At 69.9% G+C, this 17,077-nt stretch carries 20 protein-coding genes; 5 read left to right on the top strand and 15 right to left on the bottom strand.

The window, feature by feature from the left end; genetic code table 11:
* A partial coding sequence (gene feoB / locus VF665_RS23685) for a ferrous iron transport protein B (protein ID WP_331055957.1) occupies window positions 1–1,351 on the top strand: 1,351 nt, incomplete at its 5' end.
* 79 nt (window positions 1,352–1,430) lie between these two features.
* On the top strand, window positions 1,431–1,571 hold the full coding sequence (locus tag VF665_RS23680; protein ID WP_331055956.1) for a hypothetical protein: 141 nt from the start codon (window positions 1,431–1,433) through the stop codon (window positions 1,569–1,571).
* 305 nt (window positions 1,572–1,876) lie between these two features.
* On the opposite strand, the gene VF665_RS23675 is transcribed toward VF665_RS23680, so the two are convergent.
* Window positions 1,877–3,022: an ABC transporter substrate-binding protein gene (locus tag VF665_RS23675; protein ID WP_331055955.1), complete on the bottom strand. Its 1,146-nt coding sequence runs from the start codon at window positions 3,020–3,022 to the stop codon at window positions 1,877–1,879.
* Between the two features lie 407 nt (window positions 3,023–3,429).
* On the opposite strand from VF665_RS23675, the gene VF665_RS23670 reads away from it, so the two are divergent.
* Together VF665_RS23670 and VF665_RS23665 are read left to right on the top strand one after the other, a co-directional pair.
* Window positions 3,430–4,650, top strand: coding sequence for a hypothetical protein (locus VF665_RS23670; RefSeq protein ID WP_331055954.1), 1,221 nt, complete (start codon window positions 3,430–3,432; stop codon window positions 4,648–4,650).
* Window positions 4,647–5,039 (top strand): hypothetical protein, encoded by a 393-nt coding sequence (locus VF665_RS23665; RefSeq protein ID WP_331055953.1) that lies wholly within the window; start codon window positions 4,647–4,649, stop codon window positions 5,037–5,039. The genes VF665_RS23670 and VF665_RS23665 overlap by 4 nt, the downstream gene beginning before the upstream one ends.
* Before the next feature lie 93 nt (window positions 5,040–5,132).
* Here VF665_RS23665 and VF665_RS23660 read toward each other — a convergent pair whose 3' ends face one another.
* A complete protein-coding gene (locus VF665_RS23660) occupies window positions 5,133–5,675 on the bottom strand; it encodes a hypothetical protein (RefSeq protein ID WP_331055952.1) in 543 nt (180 codons plus the stop codon).
* A 153-nt stretch (window positions 5,676–5,828) separates the two neighbouring features.
* Between VF665_RS23660 and VF665_RS23655 the strand changes: the two genes are divergently transcribed.
* Window positions 5,829–6,110 (top strand): hypothetical protein, encoded by a 282-nt coding sequence (locus tag VF665_RS23655; RefSeq protein ID WP_331055951.1) that lies wholly within the window; start codon window positions 5,829–5,831, stop codon window positions 6,108–6,110.
* A 1-nt stretch (window position 6,111) separates the two neighbouring features.
* Here VF665_RS23655 and VF665_RS23650 read toward each other — a convergent pair whose 3' ends face one another.
* The 13 genes from VF665_RS23650 to VF665_RS23590 all read right to left on the bottom strand — a co-directional run bounded on the left by VF665_RS23650 (window position 6,112) and on the right by VF665_RS23590 (window position 16,964).
* Window positions 6,112–6,549, bottom strand: coding sequence for a type II toxin-antitoxin system VapC family toxin (locus VF665_RS23650; RefSeq protein ID WP_331055950.1), 438 nt, complete (start codon window positions 6,547–6,549; stop codon window positions 6,112–6,114).
* A gap of 4 nt (window positions 6,550–6,553) precedes the next feature.
* Window positions 6,554–6,850, bottom strand: a complete 297-nt coding sequence (locus VF665_RS23645; RefSeq protein WP_331055949.1) for a hypothetical protein — start codon at window positions 6,848–6,850, stop codon at window positions 6,554–6,556.
* A gap of 268 nt (window positions 6,851–7,118) precedes the next feature.
* Window positions 7,119–8,174 carry a Glu/Leu/Phe/Val dehydrogenase gene (locus VF665_RS23640; protein ID WP_331055948.1) on the bottom strand — a complete coding sequence of 352 codons (1,056 nt, stop codon included), beginning with the start codon at window positions 8,172–8,174 and terminating at the stop codon, window positions 7,119–7,121.
* A 110-nt stretch (window positions 8,175–8,284) separates the two neighbouring features.
* Complete coding sequence (locus VF665_RS23635) at window positions 8,285–9,421, bottom strand: acyl-CoA dehydrogenase family protein (RefSeq protein ID WP_331055947.1); 1,137 nt, start codon at window positions 9,419–9,421, stop codon at window positions 8,285–8,287.
* Between the two features lie 163 nt (window positions 9,422–9,584).
* Window positions 9,585–10,442, bottom strand: a complete 858-nt coding sequence (locus tag VF665_RS23630; protein ID WP_331055946.1) for a 3-hydroxybutyryl-CoA dehydrogenase — start codon at window positions 10,440–10,442, stop codon at window positions 9,585–9,587.
* A gap of 43 nt (window positions 10,443–10,485) precedes the next feature.
* Window positions 10,486–10,860 carry a hypothetical protein gene (locus tag VF665_RS23625; RefSeq protein ID WP_331055945.1) on the bottom strand — a complete coding sequence of 125 codons (375 nt, stop codon included), beginning with the start codon at window positions 10,858–10,860 and terminating at the stop codon, window positions 10,486–10,488.
* Window positions 10,857–11,810 (bottom strand): CPBP family intramembrane glutamic endopeptidase, encoded by a 954-nt coding sequence (locus VF665_RS23620; protein ID WP_331055944.1) that lies wholly within the window; start codon window positions 11,808–11,810, stop codon window positions 10,857–10,859. Before VF665_RS23620 ends, VF665_RS23625 begins: the two co-directional genes overlap by 4 nt.
* A 100-nt stretch (window positions 11,811–11,910) precedes the next feature.
* The gene (locus VF665_RS23615; protein ID WP_331055943.1) at window positions 11,911–13,134 is read right to left on the bottom strand and encodes an acetyl-CoA C-acetyltransferase; all 1,224 of its coding nucleotides are present in this window, start codon (window positions 13,132–13,134) and stop codon (window positions 11,911–11,913) included.
* A 45-nt stretch (window positions 13,135–13,179) separates the two neighbouring features.
* Window positions 13,180–14,064 carry an MBL fold metallo-hydrolase gene (locus VF665_RS23610; RefSeq protein WP_331055942.1) on the bottom strand — a complete coding sequence of 295 codons (885 nt, stop codon included), beginning with the start codon at window positions 14,062–14,064 and terminating at the stop codon, window positions 13,180–13,182.
* Window positions 14,061–14,942 (bottom strand): 3'-5' exonuclease, encoded by an 882-nt coding sequence (locus VF665_RS23605; RefSeq protein ID WP_331055941.1) that lies wholly within the window; start codon window positions 14,940–14,942, stop codon window positions 14,061–14,063. The genes VF665_RS23610 and VF665_RS23605 overlap by 4 nt, the downstream gene beginning before the upstream one ends.
* 462 nt (window positions 14,943–15,404) lie before the next feature.
* Window positions 15,405–16,025 carry a redox-sensing transcriptional repressor Rex gene (locus VF665_RS23600; RefSeq protein ID WP_331055940.1) on the bottom strand — a complete coding sequence of 207 codons (621 nt, stop codon included), beginning with the start codon at window positions 16,023–16,025 and terminating at the stop codon, window positions 15,405–15,407.
* 332 nt (window positions 16,026–16,357) lie between these two features.
* Window positions 16,358–16,552, bottom strand: a complete 195-nt coding sequence (locus tag VF665_RS23595) for a hypothetical protein (protein WP_331055939.1) — start codon at window positions 16,550–16,552, stop codon at window positions 16,358–16,360.
* 115 nt (window positions 16,553–16,667) lie between these two features.
* Complete coding sequence (locus tag VF665_RS23590) at window positions 16,668–16,964, bottom strand: HU family DNA-binding protein (RefSeq protein WP_331021528.1); 297 nt, start codon at window positions 16,962–16,964, stop codon at window positions 16,668–16,670.
* Window positions 16,965–17,077 lie beyond the last annotated feature (113 nt).

Genomic DNA, 17,077 nt, shown 5'->3' with positions numbered 1-17,077 from the left:
GTACGGGTGGATCGCCGGCGTGGTAGATGCCGCGGTGCACCGCAGCCGCGACGGCGCGCGCACCGTCACGGACCGCATCGACGCCGTCATGCTGCACCGCGTAGCCGGGCCGCTGATCTTCCTTGTCGTGATGGCGATGGTGTTCCAGTCCATCTTCTCGTGGGCCGAGCCCATGATCGGGTGGGTGGAGGGGCTGTTCGGCGCGCTGGGCGGCGCCGTGGCCGCCGCGCTGCCGCCGGGCGACCTCAACAGCCTGCTGGTGGACGGGGTGATCGCGGGCGTGGGCTCCGTGCTCGTCTTTCTTCCGCAGATCACCATCCTGTTCCTGTTCCTCGGCATTCTGGAGGACACGGGATACATGGCGCGCGCGGCCTTCATCATGGACCGCTTCATGAGGAGCGTGGGGCTGCACGGGCGCAGCTTCATCCCCCTCCTTTCCGGCTACGCGTGCGCCGTTCCGGGGATCATGGCCACGCGCACCATCGAGAGCCGCAAGGACCGGCTGGCCACCATCATGGTGCTGCCGCTCATGAGCTGCTCCGCGCGCATCCCCATCTACGCGCTGCTCATCGGCACCTTCATCCCCTCGGTGGCGGTGGCGGGCGTGTTCAACCTGCAGGGGCTTACCCTGCTGGGGATGTACCTGCTGGGGACCGTGACGGCGCTGCTGGTGGCCTCCGTCTTCAAGCGCACGCTGCTCAAGGGGCAGGCGCGGCCCATGATCATGGAACTGCCGCCGTACCGCCTTCCCCGCCCGCGCAGCCTGGCGCTGAGCGTGGGCCACCGGGCGAGCATGTTCCTGCGCAAGGCGGGAACGGTGATCCTGGCGCTCTCCATCGTGCTGTGGGCGCTGGCCACGTATCCCAAGACGGATGCGGCGCCCGGGATGAGCGACGAGCAGGCCCAGGAAGCCGCGCTGGCGCACAGCGCGCTGGGCCGCATGGGGCACGTGGTGGAGCCGCTGGTGCGGCCGCTGGGCTACGACTGGAAGATCGGCGTGGGGATCCTGAGCAGCTTTGCCGCGCGCGAGGTGTTCGTGAGCACCATGGGCACCATCTACGGTGTGGGCGGCGACGCCGACGAGGGCTCCACCACCCTGCGCGAGAAGCTGCGCGCGGAAGCGCACCCGGACGGGGCGGTGGTGTACACTCCCCTGGTGGCCGTGGGGCTGATGGTGTTTTACGTGTTCGCCATGATGTGCATGAGCACCACCGCCGTCGTGGTCCGCGAGACGGGCGGCGGATGGGCGGGCGCGCGGTGGGCCGCCTTCCAGTTCGCCTGGATGCTGGCGCTGGCATACGGGTCGGCGCTGCTGGTGTACCAGGGCGGGCGCGCGCTGGGGCTGGGGTGAACTGCAGGGAATAGGGAATAGGGAATAGGGAATAGGGAATAGGGAATAGGGAATAGGGAATAGGGAATAGGGGGATGAGATGCTGCAGACGCTGATTGTGATGATGATCGTGCTGGCCGCGGCGCTCTACGTGGGCGCGCGGGTGCGGCGCACGCTCTTTCCCGCCCGCGGCCCGTCCGGCGGCCCCGGCTGTGGAAGCGACTGCGGCTGCGGCAAGTAGGCCGGCCGTTGGATCGGATGGACGGAGCCCTCTTCCTCGCGGAATAGGGCTCTTTCGTTTCCGGGGATGAGCGGCGGCGGGCGGGAGTTCCTACCGTGGTCGGCCGGGAAGCAGGGCCACGGCCGCGCAGGACGGAGCGCCCGCAGGACTGAGCACAGAGAAGCCCTCTCCCGCGTGCCGGGAGAGGGCTTTTCGTTGTAGCGTATGCGCAGGCGCGGTCCGTCTTCTTGTGCCTTGGCCGCACGACGATGAAAACGGCGGCCCGCCGGAGCGGACCGCCGTCTCTGGAGTTCATCCGGCGCGGGTCAGCGGGCGGTGACCAGCTGGCCGTTGCGAACGACGCCGACCGCGACCTCCTTGCCGAGCACGTCGCCGTTCTTGTCGAACTTGATGGTGCCGGACACGCCGCGCCGCGCGTGCTCCTCATCCACCCCCGCCACGTAGTCGCGAATGGCGGCGCGGTCCGTTCCGCTGGACCGGATCGCGTCCCGCAGCAGCATCATCACGTCGTACGTCATCGCCCCGCGGTGGTCGGGGAGCTTGCCGTGCTGCGCCCGGTACGCCGCCACGAAGCGCTGCGCGGTGGTGTCGGGGCGGTCCGGCAGGAACGCCGAACTCACGAACACGCCTTCCGCGATGGGCCCGCCCGACTTGATCCCCGTCAGCCCGTCCGAGCCCAGGATGGGCCCCGTGTACCCCAGCCGCCGCGCCGCCTGAATGATGCGCAGCCCCGCCTCGGCCTGCCCGCCGATCACCAGCGCGTCGGCGCCGCGCCGCATGGCCCGGGTGAGGTACGGGTCCAGCTCCGTTCCCGACTTGATCGTCCCCGCCAGGAACGGGTCCGCCGACACCACGCTGCCGCCGTTGCGCTGGAACGCCCGCGCGAAGCTCTCGTGCACGCCCTGGCCGTACTCGTCGTTCACGTACAGCACCGCGGCGCGCCTGCGTCCCAGCCGCTGCGCCGCCCAGCTGGCCAGCACGGGCGAGAACTCCAGGTCCGTGGGCGTCACGCGAAAGGTCCAGTCGCCCGCCTGCGTAAGGTCCGCGCTGCTGCTGGCCGGCGAGATCTGCACCACCGGCTCGCCCTCCTGCTCCCCCTTGGGCGCGTTGTACACCGTGGCGGCCTTGAGGCTGGCCGCCGAGTTCAGGTGGCCGATCACGGCCACGACCTCGGGATTGCGCCGCAGCTCCTCCGCCACGGTCAGGGCGCGGTTGGGGCTGGCGCTGTCATCCAGCATCACCAGCTTCACCAGCCGCCCGCCGATGCCGTTGGCATCGTTGATCTCCCGGGCGGCCATCTCGGCCGACAGGCGCATGGACTCGCCGTTGGCCGAGTTCAGCGGCCCGGCCACGCCAATGTAGATGTAATCCTTGTCGCCGCCACCGCAGGCGGCCAGCAGCCCGGCGGCCACAACGCCGGCCGCGCGAATCAGGGGTCGAGGGGAGGTCATCCGCATCGGTACGTGAGGTCTGGGTCCGCCGGGGCCGGGTGGAGCCCCCGTCGGGATGCGCGGCCAGAGCCTGCCCGCCACACCCTTCCGGCCCGGAAAACCGGGTCCCAAGTGGTCGCGCGGTGGCCGCTCCGGCACGAAGCGACAGAAAAAGTCGTCGGAGTGAACAAAGGGCATTGACGGGCGGGACTGGCGAGTCTATCTTCCGGCCGTCTACTCTGTCCACTTACTCGTGGGGTTCCACAGGGTACACTACCGTGTGCATGGGGCCGTCGCAAGTGTCGCGGCTGGTCCCCGCGCGCACCACATCCCCGCGAACCGGAGCTCGGCCAGGCAGCACGCGGCCGGCTCCCCGCGACAGGGCTGGGCGCCCGGGACCGGCGCCGCACCCACCCGGAGCGCCGGACATGTCTGCTCTACCCGCACGGAACACACCCTCCCGGCCGCGCAGTCGGCGCCGTAACGCGACGCGGCGCTGGTGCATTCCTCCCGCCATTCTGCGCGAGCCGGATGAAACGCTGGAAGGGTCGCAGATCCTCGAGGAATTCCGGGGAGACCTGGGGCTGCTGCTGTGGAACTCGCTGCGCGACGTGACGCTGTGGGCCGCCACCCCCGAAGAGCGCCGCGAAGGCCTGTTCGTCGCCCAAGCCGCTCACAAGCGGCTGGGCTCGCTGGCCAACTCGTCGGTGGATCCCGCGCTGGAGGTGAGCCTCACCACGCTTGCGGCCGTGGTGAGCAGCCCGGGCACCACCAGCCCGGAGATCGTAAGCCTGGTGTGCCTGGAGGTGTCACGCTGGGCGCAGGAGCGCGGCGCCGTGGGCAGCGCCATCGCCTTCGCGCAGGCGGGCGCGCTCGCCTCGCCCGAGGACGCCGGGCCCGCGGCCCTCGTCGGCGGGCTGGTGCTGCGGTGGGGGCGCCTGGCCCGCGCCGAAACCTGGCTGCGCCGCGCCATCGGCCTGGCGCGGCGGGGGCGGGACTGGGCCAGCTACGCGCAGGCGTACGTGGACCTGGGCACGCTGTACGCGCGCCGCGACGTGCCGGGCACTGCGCGCCGCTACTTTACCCAGGCCATGCGCGCCGGCCGCCGCCACGGGCTTCTGGCCATCCGCGGCAGCGCACTGCACGGTCTTTTCCTGCTCAACATGGAAGCCGGCCAGCTGGACGACGCCGAGCGCTACGCCAAGGCGGCCATGCGCGCGTACGGCCGCGGGCACCCCAGCCTGCCGGAGCTCCTGCACGACATTGCGTACCTGTGGATCTCGCGCGAAAGCTTCGGCCGGGCCATCCCCATCCTGCAGAAGCTGCTGGTGGGGCGCACCGAGCCGGCGGAGCGGATGGAAACGCTGGCGCTGATGGCCCGCGCCGCCGCGGGAACGGGCGAGCGGCGGCTGTACGAAGAGGCGTGGAGCGGGGCGTGGTCGCTGCTGCAGCAGCCCGGCGCTCCCGTGGCGCCCACGCGCACCCTGCTGGAGCTGGCGCGGGCGGGGGCGCGCATGCGCGACTGGCTGCGCGTGGACATGGCCGCGCGGCTGCACGCGGCGGGTACCCTGCCCCGCCCCGGCGACCGCCGCGCCGAGGAAGCCCTGGCCGAGATGGCGGCGCTGGCGCGGCAGCCGTACCCGGGGTGACGGCCTGGGCCCCGCCCCCCGCCGCGGCGTGCGTGGTCCAGCGCGCGCTTCTCTGCGCCGAGGCGGGGGGCACGCTGGGTCCCCGGCTCTGCGCCGCGCTGGACGACGTGTGGAAGTGGGTGGCGGCCTGCCCGCCGCTCCGCCCCTTTCTCTTTCCCCCGGCCGCCGCCGCGGAGCGCCGCCGTGCCCTGCGGGGCGTGGTGGTGGATGAGCCGCTCAGGGCGCCGCTGGCCGTGTTCGCCGCGCTGGCGGAGGACGCGGGGAGGGACGACGGCGCGCGGCTGCACCATGCCTGCCGCCGGATCGCCGCGTGGGCCGACGGGCGAGGGGCGCCGTGCACCGCGGCCGCCTTTCGCCGGGCAGCGCGCCTGGTGGCGGAAGAAGGATGAAAACGGGGAACCGCCCGGGGTGCATGCCCCGGGCGGTTCCCGTTTTTTCGCGTCGATGGCGCTCCGCTCGTCGGAGCGACGGCGCGCGGCGGATCAGGACTTCTCCTCCCGGCAGTCCAGGATCAGCTCCTTTTCACCCAGGGCCCACTGCGCGCCCTGCTTGTGGAAGGTGAGGCGCCACACACGGTCACAGAAGTCCGAGGGGCGGTAGCGCCGGTCGGTGGAGGTGCTGCGCACGGTGGCGCGGATTTCGTCGCGCGTGCCGTACGCCTGGTTCCAGCTGACCCACACGCCGTACTTGCGCACCCAGCAGCCGCCGAAGCCCGACGAATCGTCGCAGAGCAGCGCCTGCTCCTGCGAGGCCAGCGTGGGCTCGCCCAGCCGCATGGAGATGCTGTCGATGGAAAGCGTCTCCCCCGTGACCCCGGACGAGGCCCGGCGGAACGAGTCCAGGTTCACGTACAGCGGGCCGTCGGACACGCGACCGGGCTGGTTCTGGCGCGCGTCGGCTTCCATGTACTTCAGGATCTGCGGCGCCACGGCGTAGAAGTCTTCCTTGGTGGCGCGCTCGCCGGTGCAGCCGCCCAGCAGGGGAAGGGCCACGGCGAGGGCGAGGGCCGGGAACAGTCGCTTCATCAGGAACGGCGGAAAGGTGTGAAACGGTGGCGCATGGGGCAGATTACACCGCCCGCCCGCCCAGCGCAAAGCCCGCACCCTCCCGCCCGCGCCGCGGAAGGTGTAGGTTGCCGTCCGCCGAGGCAGAACGATCCCCGCTGACCGGGAGTTTGGATGGCGCTCTGGAGGCTGGCTCCCAGAACGAACACGATGTGGTGGTGCGTGGAAGGCAAGGACCCGTGGCAGCCGCCGCACGACCGCGTGTTCGGGTTCGTGGTGCGCGCCGCGGACGAGGAGGCGGCCCGGTGGCTGGCCCACGGCGCCGCCGGCGAGGAGAACGGCGCGGTGCACGGCGTGTCACCCTGGCTGGACGGCAGCTACTCCACCTGCGAGCCCATTCGCGACGAAGGGACGGCGGAGGTGCTGCTGGTGAACTTTCGCCACTCGCCCTGGTAGCTCAGAACAGGTCCGCCGGCGCGATGACCCGTACGTCGCAGAACCGGCGGATCTTCCTGAAATCTCCCGCGTTGTAGGTCACCACCACCGCGTTCACCCGCCGCGCGCTGCGCGCGATGAGCACGTCGCGCAGCAGCCGCTGCTGCTCCTCCCGCGAAATGGCGGAGGTGCGCCCCGCCCGCCACGACCGCTTTCCGCGGATCAGCGCGTTCAGAATCTTGCCCGCCTCGTACCAGTCCTCGCCGTCGGGCGTCAGCAACTGATCGCGCGTTCGGTAATCGCGGAGCGTCGCCGCCCACCTGCGCAGGTCAGCGTCACTGTCCGCCCCCGCCGCCATCTCCTGCACGACAACCGCGGAGAGCAGCCTCCTGCGCGGGAGTTCCCGCGACGAATGCCGCAGCAGCACGTTCGTGTCGATGACATAAATTTCACCGGGCATGCTCTCACATTCCCCGCGCGCGATCCATCTCACGCGCCAGAGCAAGCCACTGGGGATCCTGGTCCATCTCAACCACCAGCCGGCCCGTAGACCCTTCCGCGAGAATGTTGCAGAAGTTCTGCTCAGACAGCTCGTAGGCGATGTCCAGCGCTTCAATGCGGGTCGAATGCGTGCTCAGCAGCACGCCATCGCGGGTGAGGTGCCAGCGGCTGCCGTGGCGGGCCACGTACAGCGTCGGAACGCCGGGAACGAGGTCGGCGGGGTCGTACCCCTTCCTGGGAGCGCGCTTTCGGGTTGCCATCGTACCCTGTCCGGTGTGTGCGTTCAACCTCCATCCGGACGGAAGATAACGGCTTGCGCCGTGCCACTCCAGCCACCAATGCATGCGCTCTGGACGGGCCAGCGGTGGTCAAACCGGCCCGGATCGGGCGGAAAAGGACCGTCATCGCTGCCGGCGCGCGGGCGCGGCCACAGACGACGCAACACAGTGCGATGCGGGGAGATGCATGAAAGCGGAAGGGGCCGGCATCGCTGCCGGCCCCTTCCGCTTTTCATCCATCTGAACCGGTTCAGACCCAGGTCTGCTGGATCTTGCCGATGCTGGCGATGCGCTGCTCGGCGATACGGTCGGCGGCCACGTAGCTGGGCACGCCCTCGGCCTCGCTGAGCTCAAAGATGCGCAGCAGGGTGCTGTAGATCTCGCCCGCCTTGCGCATGGCGCGCTCCGACGTCCAGCCGTGCAGCTCACCGTACACGTTGATCAGGCCGCCCGCGTTGGCCACGTAGTCCGGAGCGTACAGAATGCCGCGGCGGTGAAGCTCGTCGCCGTGGCGCGCCTCGGCCAGCACGTTGTTGGCGGCGCCGGCAACGATCTGCACCTTGAGCTGCGGGATCGTTTCGTCGTTGATGGTGGCGCCCAGCGCGCTGGGGGCGTAGATGTCGGCCTCCACGGCGTAGATGGCGTTGGGCTCCACCGCCTGCGCGCCGAAGTCGTGCACCACGCGCTGCACACGCTCGGCGTCGATGTCGGTCACCACCAGGCGCGCGCCCTCCGACGCCAGGTTCTGGCACAGGTAGTAGCCCACGTGGCCCAGCCCCTGGACCGTTACCGTCTTGCCGCTCAGCGAGTCGCTGCCGTACTTGGACATGGCGGCGGCCTTGATGCCGCGGTACACGCCGTACGCCGTCACCGGCGAGGGGTCGCCCGAAGTCTGCGCGCGGCCGGTGACGTGCTCCGTCTCCATGGCCACGAACTCCATGTCGTCCACCGAGGTGTTGACGTCCTCGGCGGTGATGTAGCGGCCCTTGAGGCTTTCCACGAAGCGGCCGTGCGCGCGAAAGAACTCCTCGCGCGGCGCCGTCTTGGGGTCGCCGATGATGACGGACTTGCCGCCGCCCAGGTTGAGCCCGGCCACCGCCGCCTTGTACGTCATGCCGCGGGACAGGCGCAGCGCGTCGATGAACGCCTCGGTGTCGCTGGCGTAGTTCCAGAACCGCGTGCCGCCCAGTGCCGGCCCCAGCACCGTGTTGTGGATCGCGATGATCCCCTTGTAGCCGCACGACGGCTCGGAGCAGAACACGACCTGCTCGTGGTTGTGCTCACCGATCAGCGAAAACAATTCCATGCCTGTTACCCGTATGGCTTTGCGTGGGGGGCGGTTGGCCCCGGTGCCGTCGAGAGGGCCAAGCCCCGCCCCGGCGTACGATTCGGTGGTGTTGGCCAGGCGCCGGCGGCCTACCGGTACAGCTCGCGCGCGATCACCGTCCGCTGGATCTCGCTCGCTCCCTCGTAGATCTCCGTCACCTTGGCGTCGCGGAACAGCCGCTCCACGGGGTACTCCTTCACGTACCCGTATCCGCCAAAGACCTGCACGGCCTGCGTGGTCACGTACATGGCGCCTTCGCTGGCGAACAGCTTGGCCATGGACGAGAGCCGGCTCACCTTTTCACCCGCGTCCTTGGCCCGCGCGGCGCTCTGCAGCAGCGCGCGCCCAGCCTCGATGCGGGTGGCCATGTCGGCCAGCTTGAACTGCATGCCTTGGAACTCGCGGATGGCGGTGCCGAACTGCCGCCGCTCGTCCGCGTAGCGCAGGCTGTGCTCCAGCGCGCTCTGGGCAATGCCCGTGGCCAGCGCGGCGATCCCCAGCCGGCCGCCGTCCAGCCCCTGCAGCGCGTAGATGAAGCCCATCGACGGGTCGCCCAGCAGCTGCGCGTCGGGCACGAACATCTCCTGAAAGGCGATGCCCACCGTTTCCGACGCGCGCTGCCCCATCTTGTCCTCCTTCTTTCCGACGACGTACCCCTGCGTGTCGGTCGGAACGATGAAGGCGCCGATCCCCTTGGCCCCGCGGCGCGCCTCGGGCGTGTCGGTGCGCACCATGCACACCATCACGTCGCCGAAGCCGCCGTTGGTGATCCACGCCTTGGCGCCGTTCAGGATCCACCCGCCGTCCACCTTGCGGGCCTGCGCGGCCAGCCCGGCCGCATCGGAGCCCGCGTCGGCCTCGCTGAGCGCAAACCCGCCCAGCAGCTCGCCGCGCGCCATGGGCTTGAGCCAGCGCTCCTTCTGCTCGCCGCTGCCGTGCGCCAGGATCATCTGGGTGGGCAGCGAGTTGTGCACGCTCATGGCGACCGCCACGGAGGCGTCGCCGCGGGCGATTTCCTCCAGCGCCATCAGATAGGTGCTGGTGTCCATCCCCAGCCCGTCGTATTCCTCCGGCAGCAGCATCCCCAGAAAGCCCAGCTCGCCCAGCTTCTGGATGACCTCGCGGGGAAAGTGCGCCTCGCGGTCCCACTCTTCGGCGTGTGGCCGCAGTTCGCCCTCGGCAAATTCCCGGGCCAGGTCGCGGATCTGGAGCTGTTCTTCAGTCATCAACCGCAGAGTGCGTGAGTGCTGTGTGCGTGAGTGCGTCCGTGCCTGGCCTGGGCGCGGCGGAGACCTCGGTCATCCGCCCCACCCTCGCACGACACGGCGTGCGAGCGATGCGGGTGCCGGATGCGGCGCGGAGTGAACTCACGCCTCACGCACCCCGCACTCACGCACTGTAGTTGTAAAAGCCTTCGCCCGTCTTGCGGCCCAGCCTGCCGGCGGCCACGTACTTCCGCAGCAGCGGACAGGGGCGGTACTTGTCGTCACCCAGGCCGTCGTGCAGCACCTGCATGATCGCCAGGCAGGTGTCCAGGCCGATCAGGTCCGCCAGCGCCAGCGGGCCCATGGGGTGGTTCATCCCCAGCTTCATCACCGTGTCGATGGCCTCGCGGTCCGCCACGCCCTCCATCAGGCAGAACACGGCCTCGTTGATCATCGGCATCAGGATCCGGTTCGATACGAAGCCCGGATAGTCCTGCGCCTCGGCGACGGTTTTTCCCAGCTTCTCGGACGTTTGGACGATGACGCGCGTCGTTTCCTCCGACGTGGCCAGGCCGCGGATGATCTCCACCAGCTTCATGACCGGGACGGGATTCATGAAGTGCATCCCGATCACCCGGTCCGCCCGGCTCGTGCGCCCGGCGATCTCCGTGATGCTGATGGACGAGGTGTTGCTGGCCAGGATGGCGTGCGGCGCGGCCACACGGTCCAGCTCCTCGAAGATGCGGAACTTCAGGTCCCGGTTCTCCGTCGCGGCCTCCACGATGAGGTCGGCGTCCGCGGCGGTGGAAAGCTCCGTCGCCGTGCGGATGCGGCCCAGCGCGGCGTCGCGGTCGGCCTCGGTGAGCGCGCCCTTCTTGATCTGCCGGTCCATGTTGCCGCCGATGGTCTTGCGCGCGGCCTCCAGCGCTTCGGCGCGCACGTCGATCATGGTGACATCGTATCCCGCGTGCGCGAACACGTGGACGATGCCGTTGCCCATGGTTCCCGCGCCCACGACCGCCACCTTGCGGATTTCCGCCATCGTTCCGTTTCCCTCGGGCCCGGGCGCCCCGGCCGCCGCGCGTTCAGCGCAGCGCGATCCAGAGCGCGAAGTAGATGAGAAGCAGCAGCGCGCCCGTTGCCACGGTCCACACTGCCACGTTGTGTACGTATCCCGGCGCCGCCTCGGCCTTCCCCTGACGGGCGAGCGCCTGGCTCACCGAGCCGGCCTCCACCACGTCGCGCACCCCGACGGACCGCTTGCCGCCGATGAGCGCCGCGGCGCCGAAGAGCACCATCATCACCCCGGCGGTAAAGACGACCAGCATCCACACGGCGTCGCGGTCGGCCACCGGGTCGCGCCCCACCAGGGCGTAGGGGAACAGCACCGGCACCAGCGCGGCAAAGCCGATGGCGGCGCCAGCCGCGGTGGCCCAGAAGCGCAGCGCGGGGCGGCTCACGGCCACCGCTCCCCGATGCGGTCGTCCACCAGCGGGCGCAGCGCCGTCATGCGCGCGTCCGGGCGCAGCTGCGGCGTGCGCGCGAGCCACACCGTTCCCGCCAGCAGCGCCACCGTGGCCGCCACCCCCGCCTCCGGGCCGAATCCGCCCCCCGTCCACCAGTCCGCCCCGGTTTCCCGCGCGTCGTAGAACGGGATGTCGTACAGGCTCAGCCCGCTCACGGGAAAGTCCAGCAGCGACTGCATGGTCCAGTTCCACCCCATGTGCACCGCGGTGGCGAACCAGAGCGAACGCGTCCGCAGGTAGGCCACCCCCAGCATGAGCCCGGCGAGAAAGATGTTCGCCAGCGCCAGCGGGGTAACGCCCGGGTTGTTGCGGTGCAGCCAGGCGAAGGCCGCCGAGGTGGCCACCAGCGCCGGCCACGCGCCCATCCCCTGCACCAGCACCTGCAGCGGGTAGCCGCGCATGATCACCTCTTCCACCGCCGCTGCTACCGTAAAGAACACCAGCGCGGACAGCAGAGCGGCGACATATTCGGGCACCGTGCCCGGCTCGGCAACCCACCGCGCCGTACCCGCCACCGCAAGCAACAGTACGGCAAAGGCCAGAATCCCTCCGCCAATCGCCGTTCCCCCGGCAAAATCCCGTGCGGCGGAGCCGTCCAGGGCAAAGCCGAGCGCGCGCGGAGAGCGCCGGTCCACGAACCGCAGCATGATCCACCCCGCCACGGACGCGCCACAAAGCGCGCAGCAGAGCTGAACGAACTGGCTGCCCTCCCACCGCGTCTGGGCCGCGGCGGCGGAGGGAACGGCCGTGCACACCGAGGCGAGAAACAGGTAGATCACCAGCCGCCACCCCGCGCGCAACCCATACGGGCCCAGGAACACCCGCTCCATCACGGTCCGCCGCGGCGCGCCCGCCGGGGCGGCAGGGGAGGTAAACTCAGCCATCGGTCGCCCTCCTCCCGTCCCGGGTGAATTTCGCAGTTCAGCGAACAAATGCTCCCACAACGCATCCGGGCCGCCGAAGCGGCCCGGAAGGGAGAGAAGGTCAGACGCGCTGCACCGAGAGCGCGACCGCGTCGCCACCGCCCAGACAAAGCGTCGCGAGCCCGTTTTCCGCGTCGCGGTCCTTCATGGCGTGAAGCAGGGTGGTGAGCACCCGCGCGCCCGACGCGCCGATGGGGTGGCCCAGCGCCACGGCGCCGCCGTTGACGTTCACGCGGTCCCAGTCCCACCCCAGCCCCTGCCCGTTCGCCAGCGCCTGCACCGCGAACGCCTCGTTGGCCTCGATCAGGTCGTAGTCGTGAATCTCCGTGCCCGCCTTCTTCATCAGGTTCTTCACCGCCTGGATGGGGGCAAAGAACAGCTCGCGCGGCTCCACGGCGCCGGTGGAATACGCGTTGATGCGGGCCAGGATCGTCAGGCCGTGCGCGCGGGCGTACTCCTCGCTCACCACCATGACCGCGGAGGCGCCGTCGTTCATGGACGACGCGTTGCCGGCGGTCACCACGGGATCGGTGACGTCCTTGGGCGCATCCTTGGTGAACGCGGGCTTGAGCTTGCCCAGCGACTCCGCCGAGCTGTCGGCGCGCGGGCCCTCGTCCGCGTCCACGATGGTGCTGCCCTTGCGGCCGGCGATCTCCACGGGAACGATCTCTTCCTTGAACTTGCCGGCCTGCTGCGCCGCCACCGCCTTGCGGTGCGAGTTGACGGAGAACTCGTCGGCCATGTCGCGGCTGATGCCGGCCTTCTTGGCGGTGTACTCCGCGTGCCCGCCCATGTGCACTTCGCAGAACGAGCACCACAGGCCGTCGCGCACCAGGCCGTCCACCAGCGTCTGGTCGCCGAACTTGACGCCGTTGCGCATGCCGTACACGTAATACGGCGCGTTGCTCATGGACTCCTGCCCGCCCGCCAGCATCACCTGGTTGTCGCCGGCGCGGATGGACTGCGCGGCCAGCATCACGGCCTTGAGGCCGCTGCCGCACACCTTGTTGATGGTGAGCGCGGAGATCTGGTCCGGCAGCCCGGCCTTGATCACGGCCTGGCGCGCGGGGGCCTGCCCTACGCCGCCCTGCACCACGTTGCCCATGATGACTTCGGCGATGTCCTCCGCCGGCACCCCGGCGCGCGCCACGGCCTCGCGCAGGGCGATGGCGCCCAGCTCCGGCGCGGACAGCGACGAGAGCCCGCCCAGGAACCGGCCGATGGGCGTGCGCACGGCGCTGACGATCACGGGCGTGGTGCGCGGGTCACGAGCGATATCGATCATCGGACTTCCTCATCCCTTGAGAGTTTGTGGATCCACCGCGCCGGCTCAGCCGGCCTCCTCCAGCCGAACACCCTTGTCGCCGTCGGCCACGTAGCCCCACGCGGTCTCCGGGTCGTGCGTCGAAACCAGCAGCCAGCGCTCGTCCACCGCGGTGCTCAGAAGGGCGCGCTTGCTTTCCAGCGACACCAGCGGCTCCACGTCGTACCCCATCACCCAGGGGAGCGGGAGGTGCGAAAAGGTGGGGATCACGTCCGCCAGAAAGCAGGCCGTCTCTCCCCCGCTGCGCAGCACGACGGACTGGTGGTGCGGGCAGTGCCCGGGCGTGCGCATCACCGACACGCCCGGCACGATCTCCCGGTCGCCGTCGGTGAGGTTCATCCGCCCGGCGGCCATCACCGGCTCGTAGTTGTGGGGCAGGTAGCTGGCGCTGGTGCGCTCGTTGTTCCGGTGCGCCCACTCCCACTCGCCGGCCTGCACGTGGTACGCGGCGCGGGGAAAGGAAACACGCACCTGCCCCTCGGCGTCGCGAAAGGTGTTGCCTCCCGCGTGGTCAAAGTGCAGGTGCGTGTCGATCACGACGCCCACGTCGTCCATCGCGAAGCCCAGCCCGGCAATGGCCTCCTGCAGCCGGTCCGGATGCCCGCTCCCGTCCGTGGCCGCGTTGTCGACGCCGTAGATGTCCAGGAACTTCGCGTTTTCCTTGTTCCCCAGCCCCGTCTCGATCAGTACCAGCGCGTCCGGCGTTTCCACCAGCAGGCAGCGCAGGGCCAGGGGAATGCGGTTCCGTTCATCCGCCGGAATGCGCTTTTCCCACAGCGCCTTGGGCACCACGCCGAACATGGCGCCGCCGTCCAAGCGCTGCATTCCGCTCTCGATGGCGTGCAGGGTAAAGTCGCCCAGCTGCCGCGTGCGGACCCGGACCGTGCTCACGCGACCTCCATGGAGCGGGGAGCCGCCCGGCGCTTGCGGGGGGCGCGCGGCTTGCGGCCGCTCAGCAGCGTCTGGACCGCCTCCCAGTCCGCCACGCCCTGCTCGTCAAGCATCTCAATGAAGCGCAGCAGGCAGTGCGCGGTGGCCACGGCGTCGTCCAGCGCGCGGTGGCGGTTCTGCACCTCCAGCCCAAAGAAGAGGGCCAGCCCGTCCAGCGACCGCGAAGGCAGCTGGGGAAGCAGCTTGCGGGCAAGGCGCACGGTGCAGAGCTGCCGGCCGCTGAGTGTCATCCCGGTCGCCAGCTGCATCTCGTGGCAGATGAAGCGCCAGTCGAAGGCGGCGTTGTGCGCCACGAACACGCAGCCGTCCAGCGCCTCCGAAACGCGCGGCGCGACCTCGGCAAAGCGCGGCTGGCCGGCCACCATGTGGTTGGTGATGCCCGTGATGCCGGTGATCATGGAGGGAATGGGCCGCTCCGGGTTCACCAGCGTGCAGTACGTGTCGGTGATGCGGCCGCCGGACACGCGGACCGCGGCCACCTCCGTCACGCGGTGCCCGCCGTTGGGCGAGCCGCCGGTCGTTTCCACGTCCACGACCACGAACTCCTCGTCGCGCAGCGAACGGCCGGAGGGGCGGGCCGGCTCGGCGGAGGCGAGCGACCACACGCCCTGCGGCGACACGGTGAACCGCGCGTCGGTGCCCAGCAGCGCGAACACGGCCGCGGCGGCGGCGCCAGCGCCCCCGGTAATGCCCAGGACGCGGTGCGCCACCTCGGCGCTGCTCAGCGGCTCGTGGGCCAGCACGCGCAGGGCGCGCTGGGTCAGCGAGCCGTCGTGCTCCAGGCGAACGCCGTCCAGCGGAATGATCAGATCACTCACCCGGCCTCAAATCCTGCAAACGACGGTTCACGATGCGCGACAGGCGGATCGTGAGCGGCGAACGATTGGTCTCACACATAGCCCGGGAGTATAGCCGGGAAGCCGGGGCCGGGCAACGGATCAGCGTACAAAGTGCAACACCTGTTTTTCACGCAGGGCAGGGAGGTTTGACGGAGGTCCCGTAGGAACAGCAACAGATCGGGCTCTAACAGAGGCACGGAGACACAGAGGAAAAAACTGGACGACGGCCTGTGCTTCCGTTTTTCTCTGCGCCTCTGCGCCTCTGCGCCTCTGCGCCTCTGCGTCTCTGCGTGAGGCTCGTCCCCTTCAGTCCCTCCCCGCGACCTCCGCAACCCGCGCGTCCTCCGCGGGAGGGCAGTTTTCAGCGTTTGGTGCGGCAACGAGAAACGCCGACCCGGCAAGGGATCGGCGCTCACGTTCCTCCATCGGCAGAACGATGGATCAGCGGCTGTTGAGGGCAAAGGAAAGGCCCTCCAACTCCAGCGTCACGTCCACGTTTCGCAGGGTCACGCCGCGCGGCACCTTGAGCCGCACGGGAGCAAAGTTCAGCACCGCGCCCACGCCGGCCTTGACCACGCGGTCCACCACGTGCTGCGCGGCCTCGCCGGGCACCGCGACGATGGCGATCTCGATGGCCTCGTCGCGAAGGGCGCGGTCCATCTCCTCGTCGGCGCGCACGGTCAGGCCGCCCAGCGCCGTGCCCACCTTTTCCGGATCGCGATCGAACACGGCGCGGATCTCAAACCCGCGCGCCTCGAAGTCGCGGTACGAGAACAGGGCCGAGCCCAGCTTGCCCGCGCCGATCAGCGCCACGCGCCACTGCCGCTGCAGCCCCAGAATGGCGCGGATGCGCTCCAGCAGCTCCTGCACGGAGTAGCCCAGCCCGCGCTTGCCGAACGAGCCGAAGAGCGACAGGTCCTTGCGCACCTGCGCGCTGGTCGTTCCGCCACGCTCCGCAAGCTGGCCGCTGGAAATGGTTTCCGCGCCCGCCGCGTCGGCTTCCTGCAGAAGGCGGAGATAGAGCGAGAGCCGGCGCACGGCCGACTCGGAAATCTTCTTCATTGCGCGTGACGGTCACCCGCGACTGCGGACGCCCCTGCTCCGGCGCCCTGCTTGTGAAATCGTTCACAAGATACGGGCGCGGCCCGCCATCGTCAACGCGGCCGGAAACACCGGTGCGCGCGTTCCGCGGAATCACGAGTTCCCGCGCGCGTTTCCGATGTCTGAAACGGAAATCAACTGGACAGATCGCGCGGATCACCCGCGGGCATCTGTCGGACGGATATGCTGGGGGACGCGCATCGGGAAAGGGATGGGACGCAACGATCGCGAGCGGAAGCTGTATCCACTCGCGATCAGTCGAATCATCCGCCATGGCCGAAGGGCCGGGAGGATCAGCGGGAGGGCCGGTCGCCGCGGCCGCGGAACAGGAGCGGCTCGGGAGACGGGGTGCGCGGCGCGGGGTCGGCCGGCTCCTGATACCCCATGCGAACGTCGTAGGCCGCCTCGTACGGGCCCAGCCGCGTGCGCGGGGCGTGCTCGCCGCGGTCGCGGGCGTGGCGCCCGACGGAGTCCTGAAGGTACGGCATGGCTGTCTCTTTTCCCGCGGATCCATGAGAAATGGGAACACGGGGCGGAGAAGCAAGAACGGCGCCCGCCCCGATGCACGGGGCGGGCGCCGGATCACACATCCCGGGGAACGGCTCAGACCTCGAGCGGACGCTCTTCCACGATGGCGCGAAGCTCCTTGGAGGGCTTGAAGACCGGCACGGCGCGCGGCGGCACCTCCACCGGGTCGCCCGTGCGCGGGTTGCGCGCCAGACGGCTCTTGCGCTCACGGACCTTGAAGGTGCCGAAGCCCCGGATCTCGATGTTCTGGTGCTCCGCCATCGCGTCCTTGATGGAATTCAAGAACGCATCCACCACCACCGCGCAGTCACGCTTGGTGACGCCGGGGCCGATGGTGTCCGCGACCCGCTGGACAAGATCCGCCTTGGTCATTTGTAAAGCTCCTCCTGGGTTGTGCCGGGATGTGCGCGAGGGGTGTGCGTGCCCGCCGTACGGCGCGGCCGAAAATCCGGGAACGCCGGAACGGAACAGGGCCAGCGAACGGG

This window comes from Longimicrobium sp. (assembly GCF_036387355.1).
Taxonomy (GTDB): Bacteria; Gemmatimonadota; Gemmatimonadetes; order Longimicrobiales; family Longimicrobiaceae; genus Longimicrobium.
The sequence above is the reverse complement of the archived record's forward strand: the minus strand, read 5'-3'. Positions and strand labels throughout refer to the sequence as shown.